This window comes from Hassallia byssoidea VB512170, from assembly GCF_000817785.2.
GTDB classification, from domain to species: domain Bacteria; phylum Cyanobacteriota; class Cyanobacteriia; order Cyanobacteriales; family Nostocaceae; genus Hassallia; species Hassallia carrinoi.
The window spans coordinates 39,173-65,578 of sequence record NZ_JTCM02000020.1 but is presented as its reverse complement, the minus strand read 5'-3'; the positions used below and the strand labels follow the sequence as shown (position 1 = coordinate 65,578).

General features: G+C 42.7%; 25 protein-coding genes. 10 read left to right on the top strand and 15 right to left on the bottom strand.

Going from position 1 to position 26,406, the window contains the following annotated elements:
* Positions 1-137 precede the first annotated feature (137 nt).
* The 5 genes from cobM to rlmN all read left to right on the top strand — a co-directional run bounded on the left by cobM (position 138) and on the right by rlmN (position 6,056).
* Complete coding sequence (cobM, locus tag PI95_RS11915) at positions 138-974, top strand: precorrin-4 C(11)-methyltransferase (RefSeq protein ID WP_039743044.1); 837 nt, start codon at positions 138-140, stop codon at positions 972-974.
* 169 nt (positions 975-1,143) lie between these two features.
* Positions 1,144-1,497, top strand: a complete 354-nt coding sequence (locus PI95_RS11910; RefSeq protein WP_039743048.1) for a phenylpyruvate tautomerase MIF-related protein — start codon at positions 1,144-1,146, stop codon at positions 1,495-1,497.
* A 445-nt stretch (positions 1,498-1,942) separates the two neighbouring features.
* Complete coding sequence (locus tag PI95_RS11905; protein ID WP_236117035.1) at positions 1,943-4,735, top strand: ATP-binding protein; 2,793 nt, start codon at positions 1,943-1,945, stop codon at positions 4,733-4,735.
* A complete protein-coding gene (locus PI95_RS11900) occupies positions 4,732-4,920 on the top strand; it encodes a hypothetical protein (RefSeq protein ID WP_163518823.1) in 189 nt (62 codons plus the stop codon). Before PI95_RS11905 ends, PI95_RS11900 begins: the two co-directional genes overlap by 4 nt.
* Before the next feature lie 5 nt (positions 4,921-4,925).
* A complete protein-coding gene (gene rlmN, locus PI95_RS11895) occupies positions 4,926-6,056 on the top strand; it encodes a dual-specificity RNA methyltransferase RlmN (RefSeq protein WP_039743051.1) in 1,131 nt (376 codons plus the stop codon).
* 103 nt (positions 6,057-6,159) lie between these two features.
* On the opposite strand, the gene PI95_RS11890 is transcribed toward rlmN, so the two are convergent.
* From PI95_RS11890 to uvrC, 4 genes are all read right to left on the bottom strand, one after another.
* Positions 6,160-6,339 (bottom strand): replication restart DNA helicase PriA, encoded by a 180-nt coding sequence (locus PI95_RS11890; protein WP_163518822.1) that lies wholly within the window; start codon positions 6,337-6,339, stop codon positions 6,160-6,162.
* A 730-nt stretch (positions 6,340-7,069) separates the two neighbouring features.
* On the bottom strand, positions 7,070-7,252 hold the full coding sequence (locus PI95_RS11885) for a hypothetical protein (protein WP_039743058.1): 183 nt from the start codon (positions 7,250-7,252) through the stop codon (positions 7,070-7,072).
* Entirely contained in the window at positions 7,249-8,160 is a 912-nt protein-coding gene (locus tag PI95_RS11880; RefSeq protein ID WP_201280411.1) for an LVIVD repeat-containing protein, read from the bottom strand. Before PI95_RS11880 ends, PI95_RS11885 begins: the two co-directional genes overlap by 4 nt.
* Before the next feature lie 576 nt (positions 8,161-8,736).
* On the bottom strand, positions 8,737-10,614 hold the full coding sequence (uvrC, locus tag PI95_RS11875) for an excinuclease ABC subunit UvrC (RefSeq protein WP_039743061.1): 1,878 nt from the start codon (positions 10,612-10,614) through the stop codon (positions 8,737-8,739).
* Positions 10,615-11,068: 454 nt separating this feature from the next.
* Between uvrC and PI95_RS11870 the strand changes: the two genes are divergently transcribed.
* Positions 11,069-11,248 (top strand): hypothetical protein, encoded by a 180-nt coding sequence (locus PI95_RS11870; protein ID WP_039743065.1) that lies wholly within the window; start codon positions 11,069-11,071, stop codon positions 11,246-11,248.
* Positions 11,249-11,269: 21 nt separating this feature from the next.
* On the opposite strand, the gene PI95_RS11865 is transcribed toward PI95_RS11870, so the two are convergent.
* From PI95_RS11865 to PI95_RS11835, 7 genes are all read right to left on the bottom strand, one after another.
* Positions 11,270-11,689 carry a response regulator gene (locus PI95_RS11865; RefSeq protein ID WP_039743068.1) on the bottom strand — a complete coding sequence of 140 codons (420 nt, stop codon included), beginning with the start codon at positions 11,687-11,689 and terminating at the stop codon, positions 11,270-11,272.
* A gap of 248 nt (positions 11,690-11,937) precedes the next feature.
* Positions 11,938-12,507 carry a PEP-CTERM sorting domain-containing protein gene (locus tag PI95_RS11860; RefSeq protein ID WP_163518820.1) on the bottom strand — a complete coding sequence of 190 codons (570 nt, stop codon included), beginning with the start codon at positions 12,505-12,507 and terminating at the stop codon, positions 11,938-11,940.
* A 273-nt stretch (positions 12,508-12,780) separates the two neighbouring features.
* The gene (locus tag PI95_RS11855) at positions 12,781-14,127 is read right to left on the bottom strand and encodes an LL-diaminopimelate aminotransferase (protein ID WP_039743075.1); all 1,347 of its coding nucleotides are present in this window, start codon (positions 14,125-14,127) and stop codon (positions 12,781-12,783) included.
* Positions 14,128-14,242: 115 nt separating this feature from the next.
* Positions 14,243-14,578 carry a thioredoxin family protein gene (locus PI95_RS11850; protein WP_039744025.1) on the bottom strand — a complete coding sequence of 112 codons (336 nt, stop codon included), beginning with the start codon at positions 14,576-14,578 and terminating at the stop codon, positions 14,243-14,245.
* 239 nt (positions 14,579-14,817) lie between these two features.
* A complete protein-coding gene (locus PI95_RS11845; protein WP_039743078.1) occupies positions 14,818-15,600 on the bottom strand; it encodes a PspA/IM30 family protein in 783 nt (260 codons plus the stop codon).
* 180 nt (positions 15,601-15,780) lie between these two features.
* On the bottom strand, positions 15,781-16,497 hold the full coding sequence (locus PI95_RS11840) for a PspA/IM30 family protein (RefSeq protein ID WP_052324876.1): 717 nt from the start codon (positions 16,495-16,497) through the stop codon (positions 15,781-15,783).
* 103 nt (positions 16,498-16,600) lie between these two features.
* A complete protein-coding gene (locus PI95_RS11835) occupies positions 16,601-17,836 on the bottom strand; it encodes a hypothetical protein (protein WP_039743082.1) in 1,236 nt (411 codons plus the stop codon).
* 130 nt (positions 17,837-17,966) lie between these two features.
* On the opposite strand from PI95_RS11835, the gene PI95_RS11830 reads away from it, so the two are divergent.
* The gene (locus PI95_RS11830) at positions 17,967-18,521 is read left to right on the top strand and encodes a DciA family protein (RefSeq protein ID WP_039743085.1); all 555 of its coding nucleotides are present in this window, start codon (positions 17,967-17,969) and stop codon (positions 18,519-18,521) included.
* A gap of 481 nt (positions 18,522-19,002) precedes the next feature.
* Complete coding sequence (locus tag PI95_RS11825; RefSeq protein WP_039743088.1) at positions 19,003-19,314, top strand: hypothetical protein; 312 nt, start codon at positions 19,003-19,005, stop codon at positions 19,312-19,314.
* Between the two features lie 128 nt (positions 19,315-19,442).
* Here PI95_RS11825 and menB read toward each other — a convergent pair whose 3' ends face one another.
* A complete protein-coding gene (menB, locus tag PI95_RS11820) occupies positions 19,443-20,276 on the bottom strand; it encodes a 1,4-dihydroxy-2-naphthoyl-CoA synthase (RefSeq protein WP_039743090.1) in 834 nt (277 codons plus the stop codon).
* 69 nt (positions 20,277-20,345) lie between these two features.
* Here menB and PI95_RS11815 point away from each other — a divergent pair, with 69 nt between their 5' ends.
* Positions 20,346-20,510, top strand: coding sequence for a hypothetical protein (locus PI95_RS11815; RefSeq protein WP_163518814.1), 165 nt, complete (start codon positions 20,346-20,348; stop codon positions 20,508-20,510).
* Positions 20,511-20,527: 17 nt separating this feature from the next.
* On the opposite strand, the gene PI95_RS11810 is transcribed toward PI95_RS11815, so the two are convergent.
* A complete protein-coding gene (locus PI95_RS11810) occupies positions 20,528-21,814 on the bottom strand; it encodes a sensor histidine kinase (protein WP_039743096.1) in 1,287 nt (428 codons plus the stop codon).
* Positions 21,815-21,823: 9 nt separating this feature from the next.
* Positions 21,824-24,601, bottom strand: coding sequence for a hybrid sensor histidine kinase/response regulator (locus PI95_RS11805; RefSeq protein WP_201280410.1), 2,778 nt, complete (start codon positions 24,599-24,601; stop codon positions 21,824-21,826).
* Positions 24,602-24,850: 249 nt separating this feature from the next.
* Between PI95_RS11805 and PI95_RS11800 the strand changes: the two genes are divergently transcribed.
* The gene (locus tag PI95_RS11800; protein ID WP_052324877.1) at positions 24,851-25,942 is read left to right on the top strand and encodes a PLL family lectin; all 1,092 of its coding nucleotides are present in this window, start codon (positions 24,851-24,853) and stop codon (positions 25,940-25,942) included.
* 171 nt (positions 25,943-26,113) lie between these two features.
* Here PI95_RS11800 and PI95_RS37475 read toward each other — a convergent pair whose 3' ends face one another.
* Positions 26,114-26,263: a hypothetical protein gene (locus PI95_RS37475; RefSeq protein ID WP_373695702.1), complete on the bottom strand. Its 150-nt coding sequence runs from the start codon at positions 26,261-26,263 to the stop codon at positions 26,114-26,116.
* Between the last annotated feature and the right edge of the window lie 143 nt (positions 26,264-26,406).

Sequence of the window (26,406 nt, the reverse complement as noted above, 5' to 3'; positions counted from 1 at the left end):
AATGCCCCAGAGTTTTCTCTAGGGCTTAACCAGGGTGCATCTACCATTCATCTCTACTAGGCAAAGAGTATTTATCCGGAAGGATACTGAAAAAATGCCCAAAAAAAATTTTTTGCTAAATTATCGTGTGCTTATTTATGAATAATTATACTGACAATGCAAGTAAAAAAGAGTATGGTCATTTGTTAGAATCAGCAGTGTATATTGTGGGAGCAGGTCCTGGCGATCCTGATTTACTAACGGTAAAGGCGCAGAAACTGCTGAAGCGTGCTGATGTGATTTTATTTGCAGATTCTTTAATTCCTGAAGAGATTTTAGAACTTTGCCGCGAAGATGCGGAGATTATTCAAACGGCGAATAAGACTTTAGAAGAGATTTTGCCAATCATGATAGAACGAGTGCGATCGCATAAAAAAGTCGTTCGTCTTCATTCTGGCGATCCTAGTCTCTATAGCGCCATCCACGAGCAAATGCAGCTTTTGGCTTCGTCAGATATTCCCTTTGAAGTTATACCAGGTATCAGCGCTTTTCAAGCCGCTGCCGCTAAACTTAAAGTTGAATTAACAGTTCCTGGTTTAGTCCAAACCATCATCCTCACCCGCATCAGCGGACGTACACAAGTCCCCCCAACAGAAGAATTAGCCAGTCTCGCACAACATCAAGCCAGCCTTTGTCTGTATCTAAGTGCGCGTCACGTCGCGTCTTCCCAAGCCAAACTACTAGAACACTACCCAGATGATACGCTAGTAGCAATTTGCTATCGAATCGGCTGGCAAGATGAAAAAATTATGGTTGTTCCCCTTGACAAAATGGCAGATTGTACCATTGAGGAAAATCTGATTCGTACTACATTATACGTAATTAGTCCTGCACTTTCGGAAAGTGTGGGAACGCGATACTCCGAAGGAGTCGCAAAGCGATCGCATTTATATCATCCCGAACACAATCATCTGTTTCGCTCGTCTTTGCAGTGAGGACGGGGGGAGGGGGAGGGGGGAGACAAGGGGACAAGGGGACAAGGGGACAAGGGGGACAAGGGGGATAGGGTGAGTAGTATTTTTAACAACCACCAACCACCAACCACCAACCACCAACCACTAACAACTAACAACTAACCACTAACCACCAACCACCAACAAATCCATGCCTTTAATTAAAGTACAAACTTCTGTATCTGCGCCGGCAAAAGCTGAAGTTGAAGCAATGCTCAAAAGCTTATCAGCTAAGTTAGCCAAGCATACAGGCAAACCGGAGTCTTATATCATGACAGCTTTTGAAGGTGAAATTCCCATGACCTTTGCTGGCAGTACAGACCCAGTTTGCTACATTGAAATTAAGAGCGTCGGTACAATGAAATCAGAGCAAACTCAAGCTATGAGTCAGGACTTTTGCCAAGAAATTAACTCTGCGTTAGGTGTACCGAAAAATCGCACTTATATTGAGTTTGCGGATGCTAAAGGTTATATGTGGGGCTGGAATGGCTCAACCTTTGGTTAATTTTTCTGTCAAGAAGTAGCTTTAGACTGTAGCAAGTTTTAATGCCACAAGTTGCTGTCATTGATAAAAACTACGAATTTTGCATAAACCGGGTTGATTGATGAAAATTGGTCATAAACCCGGTTTTTTCGTGTTTGTCGGTAAATACTGAAAACCGTAAGTGAATTTATCTAAGTTGTTAGCTATTAAACAACTAAGGGAATACTAATACGAAGTTGCACGTCAAAACTTCATTTTTAACCACTCTCCAAAACATTGGATAGGGGAACACGCAGCAATTTAAGAGCGATTTTCTTGAGTTGGCGACCTCGTTTAATCATCTCTAAAAATAAAAATTGTGTTCAAACAGACAGATAACAGCAAATTAGAAACATCAATAATGTTTCCGGACCGGAAAATGCGTCTTCCGCGCAGCCTCAGTTCTTTGGAAACCTGGGGCTTTAGCATGACTAGCCCGCTTACTTGGATAGGTGTTGCAGTTCCGATCAATGCAGCGCTGGGAACGAAAGCAATGTTTGTCTTGCTGCCGTGCGTCATCGTGGGAATGCTGCTGAATTTGCAAGTCAAACGCATGGCGATGCATTTCCCAGAGATGTCCGGGGGAACGCCTAATTATACCACTAAGTTGTTAAAAAAGTATCCTGGTTTGGGTCGTTATGCAGCCATTGGATACTTTATTGGCTGGGCTTCAGGACCGGCGATGAATGCTATTTTGCTAACGGATCTGATTCAAGCAAACCTAAAGCCTTTGGGGATTGCTTGTCCGGAGATGCTGCTGAAAGTTGGGTTTACAACGCTTCCTTTTATTGTGGCTTTTAGTGGCACTCGTGCTTTAGCGCTGCTGCACATGTTTTTAGTGATTCCCGCAGCAGCGATCGCGCTAACTTACAGCGTTCAAGGTATCGGTTGGTTAGCTTTATCGCCAAATAGCCCTGGACTTATCCCCCCTAACCTTGCTTTTGATCCAACGTCTCTAAATTTTGGCGATTGGGCAAAGTTCTACTTCATCGCTACCTACATTGTGTATAGCTGTGAAAGCGCTGCTGCTTTTGTTGCTGATAGCCGAAAACCGCAGAAAACTTTGAAGTTTCTCTCATGGACTGCTTGGCTGATGCCGATTTTCTTTCTGGGTAGTTCCTGGGTACTGATGCGGTTGGCAACACCAGCACTAGGCGAAGATACTTTTTTGAATCTGTTAGCAACTGCCAAGCCATTCTGGGGTCATTCAGCCTCGTTTCTGGCGACACTGTTGATTGCCTGTGGCAACCTTCTGGGTTTGGCGACTGCGGTTGCTCTGTGTCCCCGCGTGTTGTATCAACTAGCGCTAGATGGACACATGGCACCTGTGTTTGGGGTTGTGTCTCGCCGTGGCGTGCTTACACCTGCTTTAATATTTACATTTTTAATTAGTCTGGTATTCTTATGTTGGGGTAATGTAACTCAAGTGGTGATGGTGGGTGGGACGGGGTACTTTGCGGCGATCGCCATCACCCATTTAGCTTTTTGGCTACAGCGAGGACGACCAGAAGTCCGATGGGGTTGGTGGTCTGGGGGCTTTTTTCTGGTAGAATTGCTTGTCTTGATAGTTGGGGGTTTGTCTCTAGGCAAGAGAGATTGGCTGATTAGCATTCTGTTTCCCCTAACTATTTTGGCAGCAGATGCGGTTATCCGTCGCGTCAGCTTTGCTTTCATGCATCCTGCATGGTGGATCAAACGTCGGCGATCGCTGTTTGACAACGATCTCAAAAAAGATGTTGTCGTGCTGCAAGTATCTATTCTGCTCGTATTGATTTCTGGTGCGACCGCGATCGGTTGGCTGATCCGAGCTAGGTTAGATGATGCTCCCATTCAAGCTAGTACGAATTTGTTGGCTATTTTGGTGATGTCAATCGCTTTTGTGGGAATTGCGATCGCATCCTGGACAAGTTTATTGCAAGTTACTTCGATTGTCGAAGCGCGGGATGAGGCAGAACACTTATTTAGAATTGCCCTGGACACGGTTCTTGATGCCGTTTTATTACTAGATGAAAATGGCATTGTTCGCAAGGCAAATAAAGCAGCTTTGCAGCTTTTGGAGATGGATACCAATCATTTGCAAGAATTGCATCTGAGTAATTTACTTATTGATTTGCCCGATCAACCAGAAAATTGGTCTACCCGTAGCGAACAAACTTTAAAACGCCGTTCCCGCATTCTTGATGTGGCAATTTCCACTAGAGTCAATCAAAATATTCAAGAATATATTGTTATTCTACGCGACATCACACAGCGCAAGCAAGCTGAAGCAGAACTTCGCCAAACTTTGCAAATCAAGGAAGAATTGGCTGCTACTGCTACTGCACAAGCGGCTAAATTAAAACTTGCTCTACAAGATTTGCAGCGCACCCAAGCGCAGTTAATTCAAACTGAGAAAATGTCCAGCCTCGGTCAACTTGTTGCTGGTGTCGCACACGAAATTAATAACCCGGTTAACTTCATCCACGGCAACTTGACTCATATTGATAGCTACATTCAAGACCTAATCGCTTTAATTAAGCTTTATCAAAACAATTATCCCCAAACTACAGAAGAAATTAATGATTTCATCGCCGAAATTGACTTTGATTTTTTGATGCAAGATATGCCCAAAACTTTTTCTTCTATGAAATTTGGCACAGATCGCATTCGTGAGATTGTCCTTACTTTACGCAATTTCTCGCGACTAGATGAATCTGATATGAAACCTGTCAATATTCATGAAGGTATTGATAGCACACTATTAATTTTGCAAAGTCGTCTGAAGGCAAAATCTGAGCATCCACCGATTGAAATTATCAAAGAGTATGGTGATTTACCTAAAGTTCAATGTTATGCCGGACAACTTAATCAGGTATTTATGAATATATTAAGTAATAGTATTGATGCACTCGATGATTACAATCAAATAAAAAAAGCGGAAGATAAAAATAACTTTAGTAAAATTATTATCTCTACTAAATTATTAAATCCCGATTTTGTGGCTATTTCGATTAAAGATAATGGAGGGGGGATGAGCGAAAGTGTTAGACAAAAACTATTTGACCCTTTCTTCACAACTAAACCAGTGGGACAAGGTACCGGTTTAGGATTATCAATTAGCTATCAAATTGTGGTGGATAAACATAAGGGCAAAATAGAGTGTATTTCCCAACCCGGATTTGGTGCAGAGTTTTGCATTGAAATTCCCATCCGGCAGAAAAGCCTTGCAATTGAGCGGTGAACCCTTCGGGTTCGCCAGTCGCTCATGGGGGAAACCACGCCACATGCTTCAAGCCGGGAAACCCGTCGAACGCAGTGGCTCCCCAAGACCGCGCTGGCTCACCGCTCACTACCTTACTTAAAGTAATAAATCCAGACACTAGCAGCGGCGATCGCCTACCATATAGATCCGATGCCAATTTCTAAATGCTATGTCTGCTAATGCCACAATCACCACACCCCAAGCACAAATCTCGATTCCGCCACTATTAGGCGCTTCTTTGGAGGAATTGACGGTTTGGGTTCAGCAACAAAAACAACCCGCTTACAGAGGAAAGCAGCTACATGATTGGATATATAACAAAGGCGTGCGACATCTTTATGATATCTCTGTCTTTTCTAAACAATGGCGTGCCGAAGTTGCAGAAATCCCCATTGGACGCTCAACTCTACATTACCGCTCTGTCGCCCCTGATGGCACTGTCAAGTATCTTTTGCGATTGGCAGATGGTGAAATAATTGAAGCTGTTGGTATTCCCACTTTTCGGTGGGGAGATAAGGGGATAGGGGGACAAGGGGGACAAGGGGGACAAGGGGGAGGAGAAAGTAGTCAGTCACTCGAAAGGTTGACTGTTTGCGTTTCTACGCAAGTCGGTTGTCCGATGGCTTGTGATTTCTGCGCTACTGGGAAGGGTGGATACAAGCGCAATTTAGCACGCCATGAAATTGTCGATCAAGTTTTAACTGTGCAAGAAGATTTTCAACAACGTGTTAGCCATGTAGTGTTTATGGGTATGGGCGAACCGTTGTTAAATGTAGATAATGTTTTAGGTGCGATCAAATCTTTAAATAAAGATGTGGGAATTGGACAGCGATCGCTTACTTTATCTACTGTGGGAATACGCGATCGCATTCGTCAATTAGCCCAACACCATCTGCAAGTTACTCTCGCTGTTAGTCTCCACGCACCTAACCAAGCACTGCGAGAACAACTCATCCCCAGCGCACATTCTTATAAAATTGAAGATTTACTCGCTGAATGTCGCGAATATGTGGAAATCACCGGACGTCGCGTTAGTTTTGAATACGTTCTTTTGGCTGGGGTGAACGACTTACCAGAACACGCATTAGAATTAGCAAAACGTCTGCGAGGCTTTCAAAGTCACGTTAATTTGATTCCCTACAATCCTATCAGCGAAGTCGATTACAAACGCCCAAATAGCGATCGCATACAAGCTTTCCTTACAGTTCTCAAACAGCAAAATATTGCTGTTAGCGTCCGCTATTCTCGTGGCTTAGAAGCTGATGCAGCTTGTGGACAACTAAGAACAAGTAAAAAGTAATTAATAGGAGCGGAATTTTTTTCAACTTTTGTACAGACGTTCCGGTGGAACGTCTCTACCGCGCTTGCCCGTACAGACGTTCCACCGGAACGTCTCTACTCCTCTACCTTCTAGCAAGAATACCTGGAGCATAAGCCTCAATCACTCTACCAGTGCGGGTGCAAGATACCATTAAGTAGTCACAAGTCGGGCATTGTGTCCGAGTCAATTGACTATGAGAAAGATAATGCCTTTCACCTTCGCTACCGCAGTTTGGGCAACGAATTTTTTGTACTATTTGCATTTTAAAATCCCTTGATGTAGTAATTTTTTATGGATAAAAACCGTCAATTAAACCAGTAAATCTTCTGGCTTAAGGCAAATGAGAAAAAAGTGTCCATTCAACCAGTAAAGCTTCTGGTTTGACACAATCTAACAAAAACGACTATATTGTGTCATCATCTTCAACAAAAGTTTTAATTCATAAAATGTTCTTGTGGTTTTATTATCTTAATCATTACGTACTCAACACATCCAACTTTAGACATATAAATTATTTTTGTCAAATGCATAACACTTCTATATCCGCTGATCCCCATCAATAAAGCCTTGAGATTAAGTAATTTGCAGTTATTTAAACTTTTTTTTCCTGGGATATCAAGCATCAACTTTCAGGAGAAGTAGTATTTGCAGTAAAAAGTTAAAATTCCCAAATAACTGTATTTTTAGTTACAAAAAGAATTATCTTAAGATTTGCTTAAGGTTTAGGTGGTGTTGATAGCGCTTCTGGAAAAGCGTGTAATATGCGTAATTGAAATATCTTGTGCTTTTATAAATAATATCAAGTTCGCTTGAAAAATCATGCTTAAAATTCCCGCTTTAGGCGCAAAGAAAGAGGTAGGATTTTTTGTGATAACTTAAACGAAATTGATATAAATCAATTGAAAATCGCCATATATTGATTAATTTTGAAGATAAACTGAATAAAAAATGCTCATACTGTGAATTAACAGCATGAGCAATGTTAGCTAAATCTATTTATTGGTAATGGGTAATGGATTTTCTAACAATTGGTTCATCAAGTCTTTGGCTGGATTGTTTTCCACTCCGTAACGCTCAGACTTCATAAAAACAACGTCGTCACCCTCTGCAATGGTCAGGTTTACGGTATAAATGAGTGTCAACGTGGTCAAGCCTGCAATCCAAATTGCCTTCACTGTGACGGTTTCCTCCCTTGATATTTGAGAATCCATAAACCTTGATTCTTATGGGTGATGTAGATGTAGCCACGGCGATCAACTAATACATCCTCTGTCTGCACGACTAAGCGACCTTCAGGCATTGGACCAAAGCGCTTTTTCGGATCGGGTGGAATGAAGTAACCTACCTCTTGCGGCAAGCGTGGATGGGATACATCAAAAATCCGTAGACCTGCATTGAAGTAGGCGAGGTACAATAGATCGCCCTGCTTTTCTACATCTGGGTTGTGTTGCAAATGATTGATGTTATGGGGTCCCTGCCAACCGCCCTTCTCAGAAAAATCACGGTAGCCGTAACCGGTTGGTGGTACAGGGCGCGGCATGATGGACAGCAGAAAAGGGTTCTCTGGATCGCGAATGTCCACAATTGAGGCGTGTGCCATTGGTCCTTTACCATAGGACACATCTTCGGAAGCAACATAAGCAATTCCTTTTTCGGGCAACGGCAGCACGCTATGTACACCAAAGCGCGAGTGAAATGGTGGGCTGAATGGCAGTTTTCCAATCTGTCGAGGCTTTGATACGTCACTGATGTCCAGAACAATCATCCCGGCTGAACCGTAAGACAGATATGCTAAGTTGCCGACGATATAGGGCGGTCCGTGGTGCGAGATGTACTCCGCAGAAGGCTTCTCACCACCTGCCGTGTGCTGTCCCGGCACCCACCAGCGTCCGACTTCGTGTGGGCTAGCAGGATCGCTAATATCCACAATGACGTAGATATTTCCTTCATAACCAGGCATTCCGGCTGCCAAATGCATGTAGCGTCCGCCTGCGTAGAAATTTCGGTGTGTTCCCGTTCCGCCTGTGCGAAACTGTCCCAGTTTTTGCGGGTTAACTGGATCGCTGATGTCCCAAATGAGCACGCCTTCATCGAAGGGTTTAGCAGGATTGCCACCAAAGTTAGGGAAGATTTGCTCCAGCGCCGTAATCATGATATTGCCGGAAAGTTCCATCTGGAGCGTCCACGAATTCTTTGGACCTTCGACAAACTTAGCTACTTTCGGTTTGGTTGGATCAGTGACATCAATGATTGACCAACCTGAATGCCAGAAGTGACCAGTGTAGAGATACCAGCGTCCTTTATGCTCACGAATCGATATTTTGAATGCCGGTCTACCATCAAGATCGCTGTACCCAACAGCACGGACGTTGTCTGCTATAATGTTGGATTGTGGCTTAAAAGAGCTATTTGAATTGTCTAGTTCTCTGTGTGTTGGCTGCTGACCAGCGACTTCTGCTCCAAGAACAGCACTAGCAAATGCCGCCGTTGTAGTCGCTAAAAAAGCTCGTCTATTACAAATGCCACACATGACTACTGACTCACCCTGCGCGTTTGAACACTTTTTCTACCTTAACCTGAAGTTCCCCCGTGCAGATGTACTAATACCAATTCTTTATTTAGCGCAGCTTCATAAAGAATTGGTATTAGATAATGCCTCTTAGATCGGATGAAAATAATCGTAAATCTCTTGCGCTAAACGCGGACCAATTCCCGAAACCTCAGCTAGTTGTGCGGGTGTCGCTTGCCGGATATAATCAACAGAGCGAAAATGTCCTAAAAGCAGCTTTTGTCGATGGTGTCCCAAACCGGGAATTTCATCTAAACGCGATCGCCTTAATTTATCACTGCGTTGCTGACGATGAAAACTAACTGCAAATCTATGCGCTTCATCCCGCAAGCGTCGCAATAACTGCACTCCTGGTTGTTCAGCTTCAGTTTGCAATGGTGCGGATTCTCCCGGAAGAAAAATCTCTTCTCGCTGCTTTGCTAAACTGACGACTCGCAAATCTTCTAATAAATTCATCTCTTGCAAGACAGCCACAACCGAAGATAATTGACCTTTACCGCCATCAATCATAATTAGATCGGGAAAATCTGGATTACCCTGTCTTAATAACTCCGGATCTTCAGCATACTTACGAAAGCGACGCTGAATAACTTCAGCCAAACTCGCAAAATCATCTGAATGTCCGGCAGTAACTGTGGGATTTTTGATTTTGTAGTGACGGTAATGCTGGTTAGCGCTGATTCCGTCGATAAACACGACTTGAGAAGCTACTGCATTTGAACCTTGGATGTGTGAGATGTCGTAACCTTCGATGCGGTGAGGTAAATCGGGTAAATCGAGAATCGCAGCTAAATCTTGCATCGCTTGGTGATTGCGATCGCCGAATTTTTGCATTCTTTGCAATTCAAACTGAGCATTTCGCTCTACCATCTCAATTAATTCTGCCTTAGTTTGCCGCTGCGGAGCCAAAATCGTGACTTTTCGTTGTTTGCGTTGACTTAAAACATCGGCTAATATTTCTGCATCTGGTAACTCGTGCTGTACCAAAATTTCTGCGGGAATTTCCACCGCGTCGGCGGTTTGATAATGTTCCTCCAACACTCGTTGTAAAATAGCTCCAGGTTCAGCGTGAGTTTCGGCAACGAAACCCAAACGTCCGACAAGTTGCCCAGCGCGAATTTGGAATAATTGAATACAAGCGTGTTTATCATCGCCAGCCAGAGCGATCGCATCCCGCGAAACGGTATCATCCGGTAAGGCAACTTTTTGATTTGCATTCAGCGACTTCAACCCAGCGATTTGATCGCGAATTCGCGCAGCAGACTCAAAATTCAGCGCTTCCGCCGATTTCTGCATTTGTTGTGTCAAGATATCAATTAGTTCCTGAGTTCGACCTTGAAACACCATCGCTACTTTTTGCACAGTTTTGCGGTATTCTTCTGGTGAAATCAGCTTTTGACACACACCCGGACAGCGACCTAAATCGTAATTTAGGCAAGGACGGTCTTTGAAAAGTGGTTGCGGTCGTTGTTTGAGTGCGAAGATGCGCTTAGATATGCGTAATATTTCCCGTAATAGGTGAGAATCAGTATAAGGTCCGTAAAACTTATCTTTTTCGTTACCGCTTTTGCGTTTGCGGGTGATGAAAATACGCGGATATTCTTCAGACCAAGTAATGCATACGTAAGGATATTTTTTATCATCCTTTAGCAGCACATTAAAGTATGGCTGGTGCTGCTTGATTAAGTTTGCTTCTAGCGCTAAAGCTTCAGCTTCGGTATCGGTGACGATAAATTCAATTTCCGTCACCTGCTTTACCATTGTCGCGATGCGTTCGCTTAGTTTTTGCGACTCGCGGAAATATGAACGGACACGCGATCGCAATTTTCGCGATTTACCTATGTAGATTATGCGATCGCTTCCGTCGCGCATGAAATAAACCCCAGGTTCCGGGGGAATTTCTACCAGACGGTTTTCCAGACGTTCTGGATCTTTAAGCAGTGGTACTATTTGAGCAGATGTTGTCACAACTATTAAGTAGTTTCACAAATATACCTATCTCTATTTTAATAAAAATTCATATAAATGTGTTGATTTTATAGGTTATTTATCAAGAAAATATTAAGCACGCAGACAACTTTTAGTCTTTGCCTTTTTAAAATATTTTATAAATTCATATATCTACTACATATTTTATAAATTATCATTCTCTTCTTTATTTTCAAGCCAAATTACTTTTTCATTACTCGGCTATTATTTTGCTTGACCATTTTTGCCAGCCTTTTTATTACTTAGTTCACTAGATCAATACTTGTATTGGGTATTTTTATATAAAGTTGTTATATTATTCATTGATTAATAAGCAAGATTCCGGAGTTTAACTAAAGCGTCAAACATTAAGCGAATTAACGGATTTAGCAATTTCAGCATATTGATTACGATTGAAACTGTAAACGATAGGATTTCAGACGTGAGAAAAACAATGAACCTGCAAGATTTTGAATCTCAATATCGTAACTCTATGGATGAAACACTCAACGAACTGCAAACAGCAATGTTGCTTTTAGCACAAGCTCAACGTAAAATTTCCGAAATTGGTAATAATGTGCAAAACCTGAGTCAGATTGTTGAAGAGTTCATTGCCAGCCAAAAATCTGAATAAACTCACACCAAGCACGAAAGTTTATTTACTGTTCAAAGCCAATTCTTCTTCAATTGCTTGAATTAAATCAATTAAATTTACGGGTTTAACAAAATAGCGACAAGCACCTAAATCTAAAGCTCGTTGTTGATCTGCTTTAAAAGCTAAAGCTGAAACTACAATAACAGGTATGTTAACATAATCTGGTTTATTTTGCATTTTTTCTAGCAGGGTATAACCATCAATATCTGGCAATTTTAAGTCTAATAAAATTAACTTGGGTTGGAATTGTTCTATAGTTGAGAAAAAACTAGAAGCCTCTGATAAACTTCGGACATCATAACCATAATAATTTAGATAATCATCAAGCAATATTCTATTAACATCATTATCTTCAATTAGCAAAATCCGTTTAGACTGATGTGATTGAAACTGCTGTCTCTTAAAGAATCTTGCTGTCATTTCTATCTATCGTCTAATATAAAACACAAAAAAATATTGCCATGAAACAAGGCAATAATACATAAATATGATGAATAGACTTCTTGCATAAATCAAAAAGAAGAACCCCACCCCGCCTTTAACTTACGTCAAAGTCTCCCCTCCCCGCAGGCGGGGAGGGGTTGGGGGTGGGGTTTTGGGGAATGAGTGCAATCTTGTCTAATTAAGTGAAAAATTGGATTAGGCGATGATGAAAATGATTCTTACCCTTAGCGTATTTTCATCTTTTGACGCTGGGTGACAAACAAACTAGCGATCGCTATCAGTCCTAATATTGTCGAGGGTTCTGGTATCCTTCTTTTAGGAGGAGACGCAGGTGCTTTCCAAGTATTAGTATATGTATCCGTATTTTTGGCTTTATTTGTATCCCCATGATATTTATAGAAAGTTTTGCCGTCTATTGTCTCACTTGACACTTCACTAGCTTGAATAATTTCTTCTATATTGCTTTCTGCTTTTTGCAGCAATTGCGAAACTTGATTACCAGTTGTCAAAATTCTCTGTGTATCAAAATCGTATGGTTGAACTTGATTTAAGTTCAATTGATCTATAGTTTCGTTACTAGTAAATTTTGTTTGAGTCAAATCCAGTTCCAAATTCAAGCTGGTGTGATTATCATTCAATAAATTTACTGAACGATTTCTGATGAAGCTGTCAGCTTTAGATGAGAAAGCTGACGCTGGGGTAGCAGCGATCGTCAATCCAACAACGGCAACAAAAATCGCCATGAATTGTGTCTGTACTAGCCACAGTGCTAGCTGAAATTGGCACGGAACCATTTTCAATGTCGAATTTTGAGATAAGTTTGAGCGCCTGCTTTTGGCGCTTATAACCTTGGTAATTTTGAATTGCTTAGTTACTGTCATGTAAGCCGCGTCCTTGACTTTTGAAGCTACGATTTTAGCTCAACACTGACTAAATATACTTTTTTAGGGTAATTTTTAGTATTATGTACTATGTAATTTTACCTGTACCTTCCAGAGAAAATGCAGGTAGTCAAGGCGGAAACGATAAATTTATGGTTAATTAGAGATGAAGAGTTTATAAATTGCTTACAAAAACTTAGCTATTCTCTCCACAGCGGTGGTTAATATAGTTGGCTCATGGACTAAAGCAAAGCGAACATACCCTTCCCCAAATTTACCAAAGCCTGCACCAGGGGAAGCCGCAACACCAGTTTGTTCGACTAACTCAGTACAAAATTCTATAGAATTTTGACTCCAATGTGTCGGCAACTTTGCCCAAATATACATTGTTGCTTGGGGAGTAGGAACTTGCCAGCCAATGCGGTGTAAAGCGCTAATAAAAGCATCTCGACGTTGTTTGAAGGTAGCAACAGCAGCATTCACCCCAGCTTGAGGACCGGTAAGAGCAGCGATCGCCCCATTTAAAATTCCCCGATACTGATTAAAATCAACAGCTGCCTTTACCTGACGTAAAGCGTGAATCAACTCAGCATTACCAATGGCATAGCCAATACGGAAGCCACCCATATTATATGACTTGGACAAAGTGAAAAACTCAATCGAGACACTTTTATCTGGGTCAGCTTGGAAAATTGAAGGAGCGAGAGGGGAGGAGGGGGAGAGGGGGAGAGGGGGGGATGGGGGGATGGGGGGATGGGGGGATGGGGAAGACAAGGGAGAGGGGGAAGACAAGGGAGAAATTTTTCCTCCTTGTCCTCCTTGTCCTCCCTGTCCCCCCTGTCCCCCTTGTCCCCCTTGTCCCCTTGTCCCCTTGTCCCCTTGTCCCCCAGTCTCGTCAAACACTAAATCTACGTAGGGGAAATCGTGAACGAGGACGAGATTATGTTGTTGACAAAATGCTACAGCTTCTTGGAAGAAAGATAATGGCGCGATCGCGCTGGTAGGATTGTGAGGATAGCTCAATACCATCATCCGCGACTGTGCCAAAACAGGGGCGGGAATTTCGCTAAATACTGGTAAAAAATTGTTTTCTTCCCGGAGTGACATCGGGTAGATTTGACCGCTGGCTAAGTACACTCCGCCGGCATGAGAAGGATAGCCCGGATCGAGCAATAAGGCAAAATCTCCAGGATTAAGCACTGCTAGAGGTAAATGTGCCGTCCCTTCTTGAGAACCAATCAAGGGTAACACTTCCGTTTCTGGGTCAACTTTTATGCCGAATTTTTGCTCGTACCAATTAGCTGCGGCAGAGCGAAACGCCCTCGTACCGTTAAACAGCAAGTAGCCGTGAGTACTTGGATCGCCAAGAGAAGAAGCGATCGCTTCAATTACGTGCGGTTCGGCTGGTAAATCAGAAGACCCCAGCGACAAATCTATCAACTGTTGCCCAGCAGCCTTAGCTATTGCTTTAGCTCTGTCCATTTCAGCAAATACATTGAATTGCAGGGGTTGTAAACGTTTCGCAAACTGCATTTTAGTTAGGAGTTAGGAGGAGCGGTAGAGACGTTCTGGACCGAACGTCTGTACGAAAAGCACGGTAGAGACGTTCTGGACCGAACGTCTGTACGGGGAGTCAGAGAACTTAGGACTAATTATTGTTTAAATGAGTTTCCAGGAAGTCGAGTAATTTATCTTTACCGATGACTCCCTCACTCGAAGCTAAGACTGTGTTTCCTTGAAATAGCCGGAGAGCGGGTACACCTTCAACTTGATATTCCTTAACAGTCTGTGGGTTAGGATCTACTTCCATTTTGACGATTTTCAGGCGATCGCTGTACGTATTGGCAGCTGAGTTGATTAGTGGTGACATCAATTTACAAGGTCCGCACCAAGAAGCCCAAAAGTAAACCAATACTGGCTGTTCGGCTTTCAAAACTTCGGTTTCAAACTCAGCATCAGTTATAGTGCTTACACCCTTACTCATTGCAGTCTCCATCTGGTGGCACGATTTAGATTGGCACACAAAATACTCTATCTCAAAGTCGTCAATAGTCCAAAGTCAACAGTCCAAAGTCAATAATCCAGAGTTTAAACTTAATTGACCATTGACTGTTGACTGTTGACTGTTGACTGTTGACTGTTGACTGTTGACTAAATCATTTTGACGCGAAATCCCACGACCAAAAGGCGTGGGACTGGGGAAAGAGGATTTTTCTGATAATGTTACATTTGATCCAATTGCTTGCGTAGCGATTCGATTTCGGCATCAACCACTTCCGGTTGCTGATTAGTTTTGGGAGTGGTGGTTTGTCCTGGGGGTAACGATTGAGTTGGTGTGGCAGCAGGTCCTAGTGTCATCTGCGCTTTCAAAGCTGCCAATTCATCGTCAACATCGCTACCGGCTTCCAATTTGGCAAATTGGCTTTCTAAATCGGCACCTGCTAACTCTCCTGCTGACTGAGCGCGAGCTTCTTGCATCAAGACTTTTTCTTCCATCCGCTCAAAAGCTGCCATTGCGCTGCTGGTATTCATACCGCGCACCATGCCTTGAAGTTGCTCTTGAGCTTTGGCGGTGGTAATTCGCGCTTTGAGCATTTCTTTCTTGGTTTTTGCCTCAGAAATTTTGCTCTCTAGCTGGATTAAGTTGCGCTTGAGAGTATCTACCTGAGTACTTTGCTGATCCAGGCTGGTTTTGAGTGCAGTGCCGGTGTCAGTGTAAGTCTTTTTCCGCTCTAGTGCTTGGCGTGCAAGGTTTTCATCACCTTTTTGCAGCGCTAGCTGGGCATTACGCTGCCACTTATTTATTTCATTTTGGGCATCATTATACTGTTTTTCTGTACGTTTTTGAGCAGCGATCGCTTGAGCGACTCCCTGACGCAGCTGTACTAAGTCTTCCTGCATTTCCAGGATGGCTTGTTCCAGCATTTTTTCTGGATCTTCGGCTTTACTTACCAGGTCATTAAGGTTAGCACCAACTACTCGTCTAATGCGATCAAATAATCCCATAACTTTGTTTTTCCTTTTGCGATTTACGCGCTTTGAACGGATACACTAGCTTTTTTACTGTTTAATAGCTACCTATTTCAATTTAATCTTTTCGATGAGGATTGGTAGCTTCACACAACCCTTAATTTCTAAGATATGCTTTAGTTTTCCTTAATTGCCCAATCTTTACGATTCGTGAGTTTAGGTATTTCCGCTTTCAGAATTGAAATTATTGCTTGGGTGTGGTACATTATCTGTCCCACTTAAAAGCTGCACCTTCATTGCTGCTAGTTCCCCATCAATACTATTATTTGATTCTAAAGACGTAAATTCCTGCTGCAAGTCATCGCTGTCGAGTTGAGCTATTGCTTCTGATTTGGCTTCGAGTTGCAAAACTTTTTCTTCCATCCGTTCAAAAGCGTTTAGGCTGCTAGTGGTAGATGAATTGCTCAACATTTCCTGAAGTCGGTAAGACGCTTCAGCAGAACGAGCGCGAGCAATGTACATATCTTTTTTGGTTTTCGCCTCGCTAATTTTAAATTCTAGCGATCGCATATCTTGTTTCATTTTAACTATCAGACTGTTTTGCTGCTCCATTTGAGCTGCAAGAGCTTTTTCTGTTTCTTGATAAGCACGACGTTTAGTGAGCGCTTCTTTTGCGAGAGGTTCATTATTGGCTTGTAGCGCTAGTTGAGCGCGACGATACCATTCAATAGCTGTTGACTTAGCCTGAGCGGTTTGTCGTTCAGTGCGTTTTTGAGTCGCGATCGCTTGTGCTACTGCTTGTCGCAATTGCACCAAATTACTTTGCATCTCCATAACGGCTTGAGTGAGAATCTTTTCTGGATCTTCCGCACTGCCCGTCATACTATTGAGATTAGCGCGAATCACCCGTTGGATACGCTTCATCAGTTCCATTTCGGCTCTCCATTCACTTTTTGCTCGCACATACCGATAGAAATGCAGTGTCAACAGCTAGGGGTTAAGCAGATGTTTTCATGGTATCGTAGATTTTCCCTTCTTAAGGTTGCTCCACTCGCGCTTTAATTCCTTTTGACTGTAGTAGTTGCATCTGTTGTTTTACTTGCTCTTTGGTTTTCAGCGCACCCAGATAAATGAATTTTCCATCAGGTGATAAATAAGCATCGGGAACTACTACCCTCGCTGAAGCGAAAGCGCTCGCGCCCTGATTTTCTGTGATGATATGATAAAATCCATCCGCTGACGGTTTCACTTCTGTTAGCGGCAATTCTGGCTTGGGCGAAGTTGTTGCCTTTGGTGTCGGCATTTGTCCTGGCAAGGGTTGTGCTTGTTGTATTGGCGCTACAGGTAGATTTGCCGGTATTTGTGCCGCCACAGGCTTTGGTATTGCTGTAGGAGTCGGTTTCGGTTTGGGTTTTAAGCCAACTACGTCATTAGGATCGTTCACCTCTGGAAATTCATCGGTGGCGAGATTCGGATACTTAGGTATGGGGGTTGTGGGTGTTTGCGGTTTAGCTACCTCAGTATTTTTTACATTAGTTGTCGATGCCGTTGGTGGCGAATTTGGCTGAGACTTGCCACCAAAGCCAAACACAGACAAGCTTTTCGGATTAAATAGTACGTATCCCAAGGTTAAACTAGCTACTAATAGCAATAACATTGAGCCAATCCCCAAAGGTGATAGCAGATTGTCGCTGTTACTTGGCTTTCTTTTTTGTGGTTGTTCTTCTGTCAAACTTCGCAGCAGTGCTTCAGATGATTCTAAATAATCGTCTGGCTGCTTGGGGGGAACTTCTGATGGGGTATTTTCTGTTTTATCAGATTTGACAACCGCAGGCACAATACTGCCATTTTCCTTATTAGGTGTATCTGTTTTATCTATAACCTCAACCTTTGGAGGATTTTGTATCTCAGTATTTACCGTTGTCGCCGCTGGCATTGACTGAGGAGTTTCAACTTCAACAGATGCGGACGGGGTATTCGGTTGAAGAACGGTCGCATCTTGTACCAAAGTTGGAGTTGGTACGGGTTTTTTGAGCGCGATGCCTGCGGCAAGCACTTGGTCCAACGCCGCGATCGCAGTCTGCTGCAATTGAGGTGCGTTACTACTGACGCGGCTTTGGTTAGGTGTGTTGTATCCGGTTCGTGTACGTCGATAGCGGGCTAACTCTTGATCTAGTTGCACTTCTAAACAAGATAGTGCTGACGCTAGTTGTGGCTTCAACCCAGGTGTTTTCGACGATTGAGTACCCAAAAGTCGCATTTCTTGACTCATAGCCTGTCTGCCTCAAAAGTAGATTACTGGATTAACTTAAAATACATGTGTGCCAATCCTAACGAAAATTCTTTGAATAGATTTATGGTTTTTGTAGCAAGTTAAAATTTTTGCTCAAGGTTTACGCGAGATGTCTTTGAAATCAGTTAATGATATTTTAAGTCTTCCGGAAATTCAGATATTACTGCACCAGCAGCCATTACAGCGCTTGCTCAAGTGTTGGGAGTCAGTGTTAGGAAGTGCGATCGCCGCTCATACTCAACCATTGTCGATTCAGCGCGATGTATTGCGGGTGGCAACTTCTAGCGCTGCTTGGGCGCAAAATTTGACTTTCGAGCGCCAGCGACTGCTTGTAAAGTTAAATGAAAAACTGCCCGATCCTTTGGTAGATATTCACTTCTCTACTGCTGGTTGGAAGCGTCCCCAAGATAAAGCAAACCAGCAAAAAACGCTTTCGCCGTGCGAACATCCCAGTTACCTTGGTGATGAGATAAGGAAAGAGCGCGATCGCGCACCCACTAAGAATGCGAATGCTGCTTTTGAAAATTGGGCTAAAAAAATGCAAAGGCGATCGCATAATTTACCTGTTTGTCCTCAATGTCAATCTCCCACCCCACCAGGCGAAATCCAGCGTTGGGGTGTCTGTTCTATCTGTGCTACCAAGCAGTTTTCTAGTAGTTTTTGAAGACAACAAAAAAATAGATGAACGTAGTAGGCGTGGATAGCGCCTATTTACAGCACACACGAGTGCTAACTACAAAAAACCTTATTTATGATTTAATATTTTACTCTCAATGGTAGAAAAATTATATTTCTCAGGTAGTATTCCTGTAGATATACTTATTTAAATTTCTCCTAATTTCCCCCTAAATTTATGCCAGCTATGTTATGTGACAATCTTTGAGGTTAATTTAACACGCTGACTAAATCCAAAACATAAGGCTTAACCTTGATCCCTAATGCTTTTGAGCTTTATATCGCTGTATTTACGGTAGTTGGATTATTGCCAAATATGACACAAATATAAAAAATTTATAAAGTTAATATTTTCATCGGGATCGCTAGAACATATACAGAATAATGGGTTTCTGGCTTAAATAGGTATTTATATGTAGAGCAGAATTGAAAGTAGAAATCAGCCCTAACGGGATTTAAAATGAACCCAAATGAAACCCATTAAATTCTTGACTTCTGCCTGTCGATATTGTCGTCATTACAAGCCGGAAGGACGCCGTGGCGGACTTTGCCAACAGTTGGGAGCGCCAGTTCTCGGAAGTTGGAAGGCTTGCTCTTTCGCGCTCCCACCGTTTGCACCTAGCTGGGAAAGTTTGGAAGAGGTTTGGAGTTTGCCTAATGCAACACCAGTTTTGGCTTCTAGTTCTTTAGGTTCTAGTTTAGATAAAATTGCAGTTGCTTCTGTGACTCAAACAGCCGTCTGCACTTCTGAACAGGCACAAGCTCAGGCAATTTTAATTTAGGGGCTGATTGTTACCGAACTCGCTTTCATTAATCTGCCCAAAGTAAATTTGGTTTTAATAGTTATTAATCTGTAAAGAATCTTCACATCAAAAATCGCATCTTTAAGCAAAGGTGCGATTTTTGAGTTTTAAGGAAGCCAGGGAAAGTCGCGAAAATTTGGCGGACGCTTTTCGAGAAAAGCTTGTTTGCCTTCAGAACCTTCTTGGGTCATGTAATAAAGTAAAGTGGCATTACCTGCGAGTTCTTGCAAACCAGCTTGTCCATCACAATCGGCGTTAAATGCGGCTTTTAGACAGCGAATAGCGATCGGACTTTTTTCTAATATTTCTTGTGCCCACTGAATTCCTTCTTTTTCTAGTTGTTCTATTGGTACAACACAATTAACTAAACCCATTTCAAGGGCTTGTTGTGCAGTATATTGGCGGCAGAGAAACCAAATTTCTCGCGCTTTTTTTTGTCCGACGATGCGAGCGAGATAACTTGCGCCAAAACCACCATCAAAACTGCCGACTTTGGGACCAGTCTGTCCAAAAATGGCGTTATCGGCAGCGATGGTGAGATCGCAAATCAAGTGTAAAACGTGTCCACCACCGATCGCATATCCAGCTACCAAAGCAATTACTACTTTCGGCATCGAACGAATCAGCCGTTGTAAATCCAGCACATTCAAGCGGGGTACGCCATCATCATCTACATAACCGGCGTGTCCGCGCACACTTTGATCGCCGCCAGCACAAAAGGCGTATTTCCCATCTGTGTGGGGTCCTGCTCCAGTAAATAGTACGACTCCAATAGTAGTATCTTCACGTACATCAGAAAAAGCGTTGTAGAGTTCAAAGACGGTTTTTGGACGAAAAGCATTGCGTTTGTGGGGACGATTGATGGTGATTTTGGCGATACCGTCAGCTTTGTGGTAAAGAATATCTTCGTAGGTTTTGGCAGTTTCCCAGTTGATTTGCATAGCTGTGGAGTGCGTTGTGCTTGAGAATTTTATCGCGTTGAAAGCACAAGCGATCGCTTTTATCGCCAGATGGGGGGATGGGGGGATGGGGGAGCAGGGGGAGCAGGGGGAGCAGGGGGAGCAGGGGGAGCAGGGGGAGCAGGGGGAGCAGGGGAAGAAATTCCCCCTTGTCTCCTTGTCTCCTTGTCCCCCCTGCAAGAATGCCCCTCTGCGGTGTATTTGTATCAACTTTAAAGTGAAACGGTATTAAGCTAGATCGTAGCTGCTTGAATAGGAATTGTAATTACAAACTCTGTACCCTGACCGATATTTGAGTTTACTTCCAGGGTTCCCAGGTGTTTGTCAACGACGATGGAATAAGCGATCGCCAATCCTAGTCCGGTTCCTTTTCCTACTTCTTTGGTGGTAAATGAATGCTTAAAAATCCTGTTCTTGACTTCATGTGTCATCCCAATTCCCGTATCTTGAATTCGGACTACAGCAGATTCATTCTCATTTGTCAACTCTGTTTTGATGATAATTTGATTTAAATTTGTGTTGATATTTTGAGTATTCTGGCTTTGATTTAACTCATCTAAAGCATCGATTGCGTTTGCTAACAAATTCATAAATACCTGATTTAATTGTCCGGCATAACATTCAATTTGAGGTAAATCGCCGTATTCTTTGATGATGGCGATCGCCGGACGAGTATCATTACTTCGCAGGCGATGTTTGAGAATGAGAATAGTGCTATTAATGCCTTCGTGAATGTTGAATAAAACAGGGCGATCGCTATCACTTCGCGAGAAGGTTCGCAAACTAATGCTAATATCTCGTATGCGATCAATACCCGTTTGCATTGATTCGATCAGTTTCGGCAAATCTTCGCGTAAATAATCGAGATCGATTTCATCTAGTTGTTCTTGAATCTCAGCAACGGGTTGAGAATAATGTTGTTGATAAAGACCGAGCAAGTGTAGTATGTCTTTAATATATTCCTCAGCATGAGAGAGATTGCCATTAATAAAGCCAACAGGATTATTAATTTCATGTGCCACCCCAGCAACAAGTTGTCCCAAAGCTGACATTTTTTCGGTTTGAATAATTTGAATTTGAGATGCTTGTAACTGTGCTGTTTTTTCCGCAACTTGATTTTCGAGACTTTGGGTTAAGCGACGCAATTGTAAATGAGTTTTTACCCTCGCTAAAACTTCTTTTTCTTGAAAAGGTTTAGTAATGTAATCAACTGCACCGATTTCTAATGCTTGAACTTTGCTATCAGCATCAGATAAAGCAGTCATAAAAATGACGGGAATATCACAAGTTTTGGGATTTGTTTTCAGGTGTTGACAAGTTTCAAAACCATTCATTCCCGGCATCATGACATCAAGTAAAATTAAATCGGCAGATCGGCGCTCAAGTTGTTGCAGAGCGCGTTCACCACTGGTTGCGATCGCCACGTCAAAACCAGCATCGCTCAAGGTTTCGGAGATGACATCTAAATTTGTGGGGGTATCATCGACAATTAAAATTAAACCTGTTAAAGATGTTTTCATTATTTTTTCCTAAACGCGATCGCCTGCTAAATATTCCTGAAGCAACTGCTCAATATTTTCAGTTTGAAATTGTTTAGCTAGTTGCAGAATTTTTTGGATGAAAGGCTGATAGCGATCGCTTTTTTGTCCTATTTGCTCTGCGGCTTCGGTTAATTTTTTGACTAAACCATCTTGTGCCAGTTCTAGCAACTTTTGTAAATCTTCTCTAGGAGGGGGAATCAGTTCTGTAGTGGATGTAATCGTCGCTGTTGCTTCGTATTTCCAGGTGAGTTTTAAATAATTAGCTAGCAAGTTAAACAACTCCGAAGTTTGCACGGGTTTGGGGAGAAAATCATCACCTCCAGCTGATAAACTCATCCGACGGTCAAGTTGCGCTACCGATGCCGAAGAAACAATCACCTTCAAGTGTTTCAAATCGTCTGTATTGCGTATTTGTTTGAGCATTTCAAATCCATCCATTACAGGCATCGATAAATCTACAATCACCAAATCTGGCGAATGCTGGCGGATTTTTGCTAAACCATCTTGCCCGTTTTCAGCTTCTGTTAAGATAAAACCGAGGGGTTCGAGTAAATTGACAATTACATCTCGATTTTCCCAGCGATCGTCTACCACAAGAATGCTGCGTCGTTGTCCTTCATAACCAATAATTTGTTCTCCAGTCGCGATCAAGTTTTGCTGTGCCCAATCGGTGGCGATCGCCAGTTCCACCTCAAAAAAGAAGTCACTGCCAACTTGGGGTTGGCTTTTAACTTGGATTTGTCCGTTCATGAGTTGGACAATTCTTTGGCTGATTGCCAGTCCTAAACCGGTACCCTCGGCTTTTAGCTGGCGATCGCCTACTTGTTCAAAAGCCTGGAAAATCTTATCCAACGCCTCAGGCGCAATTCCAACGCCGGTATCTTCAACTTGAAATTTGAAAGTGCGAGTGGACGGATTGGCATGATTTTCAACTACGGCAACCTTGAGCGTGACAGAACCAAATTCGGTGAATTTAATCGCGTTTCCCAGCAAGTTGAGCAAAACCTGACGCAGCCGTTTCTCATCGGCAAAAATCCCTTCAGGCAACTGCGGATCGGGATCGTAAACAAAGTCAATGTTTTTTTGGTCAGCACGAATGCGGCAGATTTCCGCGACACCTTGGAGGAATGAGGGAAAGTGAATTGCTTTGAGTGTAAGTTCTAGTTTGCGGGCTTCAATTTTGGACAAGTCCAAGACATCGTTGATCAGCGTCAGCAAATGAGAACCGCACTGATGAATGATTTCTACTCCATGCCGTTCTTTGGCTGGTAAGGCGCTGCTGCGGTTGAGGATTTGAGCATAACCAAGAATACCGTTAAGCGGTGTGCGAAGTTCATGGCTCATGTTGGCGAGAAATTCGCTTTTTGCTTGGTTGGCGCTATCGGCTATTAGTTTTGCTTCTTTCAATTCTGCGGTGCGTTCCTCAACACGGGTTTCCAGTTCGATAAAGGAGGTTTTGAGTTGACCCGCCATCTGATTAAAGGAATCTGCCAGCGATTCTAATTCATTAATGCCTTGCACCTCAACTGTTTGATCGAGGTGTCCCGAACTAATTAACTGACTGGCTTTTTGGAGTTGCAAAATCGGTTTGGTAATCCAGCCAGAGGTGAAAACGCCGAGGATCGTTGCCACACCCAGCGCACCCAGACACAGCACAATAGTAGTGCGGGTGTTGGCATTGATTTGTGCCATAAAGTCAGATTCAGGCACGGCAACAACTACGAGCCAATCTAGTCCCCACTTATCTTTCCAGGGTGCAACTTGAACGAACTGACGTTGACCGTCAAGCATAAACTCAAGGGTTTGACTTTGTTGAATTTGGTTGAGATTACTAAACTGCTTAGTCAGGTGTTGGGTCGTTGCGCGAATCAGAGCATCCTGGCTATTAGATGCATGGAGCCGCGTTGCCTTGCCATCAACAAGCTTGTAAGGCTCTTGGGCAGCAGAACTAGCAATGATGAGTCCGGTGCGTTCCAAAATGAAGGTTTTCCCGGAGGGACTCACCTTCAACTCTCTCAGAAAGTCGCTGATCTGACTCAACCGTTGGTCAACGCCAACCACTCCGATTAATTTTTTGTTTTGGTCATAAACCGGACGGTTGGCAGAAATGGACAGAGTATAGGGGGGAGATTGCCATTGATACACCGTCCATAACGGCTGTCCTGCGCGGGCGGGTTCTGTGTACCAACTTTCTTCTTTGGCGATGTAGCGTCCGTTGTCGATCGCAAGTGTGGTGCGTTCTCCCTGACTGTTGGTGTTATAAATATACCAGTTTAAGTTGCCGTTGCGCTGCTGAGAAACTTCATCCACCGTGACCCGACCATCTTCAAAGAAACGCCCAGCACCCGCAAAATCTCCTGTGGTGTAGGCAAAGCCAATGTAGCCGATGTTATGTAGTTTTAATTGTTTCCAGAAAAATTGACCTAATGCTGCTGGGTATTGCGGGTCAAGTAACTTTAGATCAATGGCATCTCCGTTTGTTTGGGCAAGGTTACGAGCAGTATCGAGTTGAGTTTCGAGATGCTGATCGATGCGTAAGCTCACTTCGCTGCGTAAGCGAGTTGCCAAATCATTAATTGCCTGCTGCCCATTCCGAAACGACAGATAGCCGGTTAATCCCACGGCGGCAAAAATTTGCAGCACAAAGGGAACGATGAGGAGCGATCGCAGCGAAAGTTTGCGATTGGCTTTCTCTTTTTCACGGGACGACGATGGCTGAGTTGGTTGATGTGCTGTTGCTTGGTGGAGTGGTCCAGAGGCAGTCATAAGCTCTGATTTGGAATGCAGATTGTTCTGCTTAGTATGCCCATATATTTCAGAGCGATACTCATTGTCGGGAATCTTGTTTGCAGCGCGTTTGATGCAATCATACTACTTTAGATAGATGCAAAGGTGGACGCAACCATAAACTGCATAACTTGATTGCGATTAAGCCTATTAAATTAAAGGCAGAAAATAAAGCTTGCAAACGTTGATATATTCATCTTCCATTTAAGAGAAATTTTGGAGGTTTAAATGACAAATCTACAAGAATCTAGCGCAGCCAATGTAGCTAGTACAAATTTGCTAAACTTAAATCGTGTTACAAGTAGTTTGGCAGTTGCACGAAATCAAGATGGTAGATTAGAAGCTTTTGTAATTGACACTGATGACAATATTCATCATGCTTGGCAAATTACACCGAATGGGGAAGATTCAAGTGATTGGCAAAGTCTTTCAAATCAAACTGCTAAAAGTTTGACAGTAGCTTTCAATCAAGATGGCAGACTAGAAGTTTTTACAATTGGTAACGATAAAAAAGTTTACCATGCTCGGCAAACCACAGTTAATGGCAAAGATTGGAGTTTATTAAAAAGCCTTTCTGGTGGGATTGCGAAAAGTTTGGCAGTAGCTGCAAATAAAGATGGTAGATTAGAAGTTGTGGCGATCGGTACTGATGATAAAGTATATTACACTCACCAAACTAAACCCAACAGTGAAGAATGGAGTAAATGGGACGATCTTTCTCGTGGCATTGCAGATAACCTAACATTAGTTCCCAATCAAGATGGCAGACTAGAAGTTTTTGCAATTGGTACTGATAACAAAGTCTATCATGCTTGGCAAACTACACTTAATAGTAACAATTGGAGTAAATGGGATAGTCTTGCTGATGGAACTGCTAAAAGTGTAACAGTAGCTCCAAACAAAGATGGCAGATTAGAAGTTTTTGTAGTTGGTACTGATGACAAAGCATATCATATTTGGCAAACCACAATCAATAGTAACAATTGGAGTAAATGGGACAATCTTTCTCGTGGAGTTGCGAAAACTTTAGCAGTAACTCAAAATCCAGATGGAAGATTAGAAGCTTTTGCAATTAGTACTGATAAAAAAGCATATCGAGTTGCCCAAACAGAACCTAATGGTAAATGGGGCAAATGGCAAGATTTTACCGATGAAATTAGTAAGAATCTGAAAGTAAGTCAAAATCAAGATGGTAGATTGACGATATTTGGAGTCGGTTCCGGTCAAAAATTATATCAAGCTTGGCAAACCAAACTTAATGGTAAAGACTGGAGTAAATGGGTTTTGAGGAATATTTTTGTGAGAGAAGAAGAGACGTAAGTCAACGTCAATAAATACAATTTGGCGTTAGCACTGTTAGTCAAGTAGGGTGCGTTAGGCGCACTCTTCAGTCAGGTTTTTAGTCAATTCACAAATTTTTGCGCCGCAGGGCACCCTACAGACTTCATATTTTATCTTTTTTAGTACAGCATTTCATTAATTCGTAGCAAATTAAATTTCGCAATACCCTGCAATGCGATTGTTTCCCGATACAATGCGATTGTTTCCCGATACAATGCGATTGCTTCCCGATACAATGCGATTGTTTTCCGATACAATGCGATTGTTTCCCGATACAATGCGATTGTTTCCCGATACAATGTTAATGCGTCCCCCTGCATTTAAAAACGCTACGCTTTTACGCTCATGCTGTACTTAGGACTTACGCAGAATGATGAAGAAACGAACCGCAGAGGCGCAGAGAACGCAGAGTTTAGGAGAGTTTGGGAGAGTTTTTGCGTAAG

What these genes read in the sequence shown, in the direction of transcription:
- PI95_RS11850 (WP_039744025.1), bottom strand. Translation starts at nt 14,578, where the DNA reads ATGAGTAAGGGTGTAAGCACTATAACTGATGCTGAGTTTGAAACCGAA.
- PI95_RS11805 (WP_201280410.1), bottom strand. Translation starts at nt 24,601, where the DNA reads ATGACTGCCTCTGGACCACTCCACCAAGCAACAGCACATCAACCAACT.
- PI95_RS11815 (WP_163518814.1), top strand. Translation starts at nt 20,346, where the DNA reads ATGGGGGGATGGGGGGATGGGGGAGCAGGGGGAGCAGGGGGAGCAGGG.
- PI95_RS11905 (WP_236117035.1), top strand. Translation starts at nt 1,943, where the DNA reads ATGACTAGCCCGCTTACTTGGATAGGTGTTGCAGTTCCGATCAATGCA.
- PI95_RS11800 (WP_052324877.1), top strand. Translation starts at nt 24,851, where the DNA reads ATGACAAATCTACAAGAATCTAGCGCAGCCAATGTAGCTAGTACAAAT.
- rlmN (WP_039743051.1), top strand. Translation starts at nt 4,926, where the DNA reads ATGTCTGCTAATGCCACAATCACCACACCCCAAGCACAAATCTCGATT.
- PI95_RS11860 (WP_163518820.1), bottom strand. Translation starts at nt 12,507, where the DNA reads ATGGTTCCGTGCCAATTTCAGCTAGCACTGTGGCTAGTACAGACACAA.
- cobM (WP_039743044.1), top strand. Translation starts at nt 138, where the DNA reads ATGAATAATTATACTGACAATGCAAGTAAAAAAGAGTATGGTCATTTG.
- PI95_RS11865 (WP_039743068.1), bottom strand. Translation starts at nt 11,689, where the DNA reads ATGACAGCAAGATTCTTTAAGAGACAGCAGTTTCAATCACATCAGTCT.
- PI95_RS11855 (WP_039743075.1), bottom strand. Translation starts at nt 14,127, where the DNA reads ATGCAGTTTGCGAAACGTTTACAACCCCTGCAATTCAATGTATTTGCT.
- menB (WP_039743090.1), bottom strand. Translation starts at nt 20,276, where the DNA reads ATGCAAATCAACTGGGAAACTGCCAAAACCTACGAAGATATTCTTTAC.
- PI95_RS11840 (WP_052324876.1), bottom strand. Translation starts at nt 16,497, where the DNA reads ATGGAACTGATGAAGCGTATCCAACGGGTGATTCGCGCTAATCTCAAT.
- PI95_RS11870 (WP_039743065.1), top strand. Translation starts at nt 11,069, where the DNA reads ATGAACCTGCAAGATTTTGAATCTCAATATCGTAACTCTATGGATGAA.
- PI95_RS11810 (WP_039743096.1), bottom strand. Translation starts at nt 21,814, where the DNA reads ATGAAAACATCTTTAACAGGTTTAATTTTAATTGTCGATGATACCCCC.
- PI95_RS11910 (WP_039743048.1), top strand. Translation starts at nt 1,144, where the DNA reads ATGCCTTTAATTAAAGTACAAACTTCTGTATCTGCGCCGGCAAAAGCT.
- PI95_RS11830 (WP_039743085.1), top strand. Translation starts at nt 17,967, where the DNA reads ATGTCTTTGAAATCAGTTAATGATATTTTAAGTCTTCCGGAAATTCAG.
- PI95_RS11845 (WP_039743078.1), bottom strand. Translation starts at nt 15,600, where the DNA reads ATGGGATTATTTGATCGCATTAGACGAGTAGTTGGTGCTAACCTTAAT.
- PI95_RS11890 (WP_163518822.1), bottom strand. Translation starts at nt 6,339, where the DNA reads ATGCAAATAGTACAAAAAATTCGTTGCCCAAACTGCGGTAGCGAAGGT.
- PI95_RS11835 (WP_039743082.1), bottom strand. Translation starts at nt 17,836, where the DNA reads ATGAGTCAAGAAATGCGACTTTTGGGTACTCAATCGTCGAAAACACCT.
- PI95_RS11825 (WP_039743088.1), top strand. Translation starts at nt 19,003, where the DNA reads ATGAAACCCATTAAATTCTTGACTTCTGCCTGTCGATATTGTCGTCAT.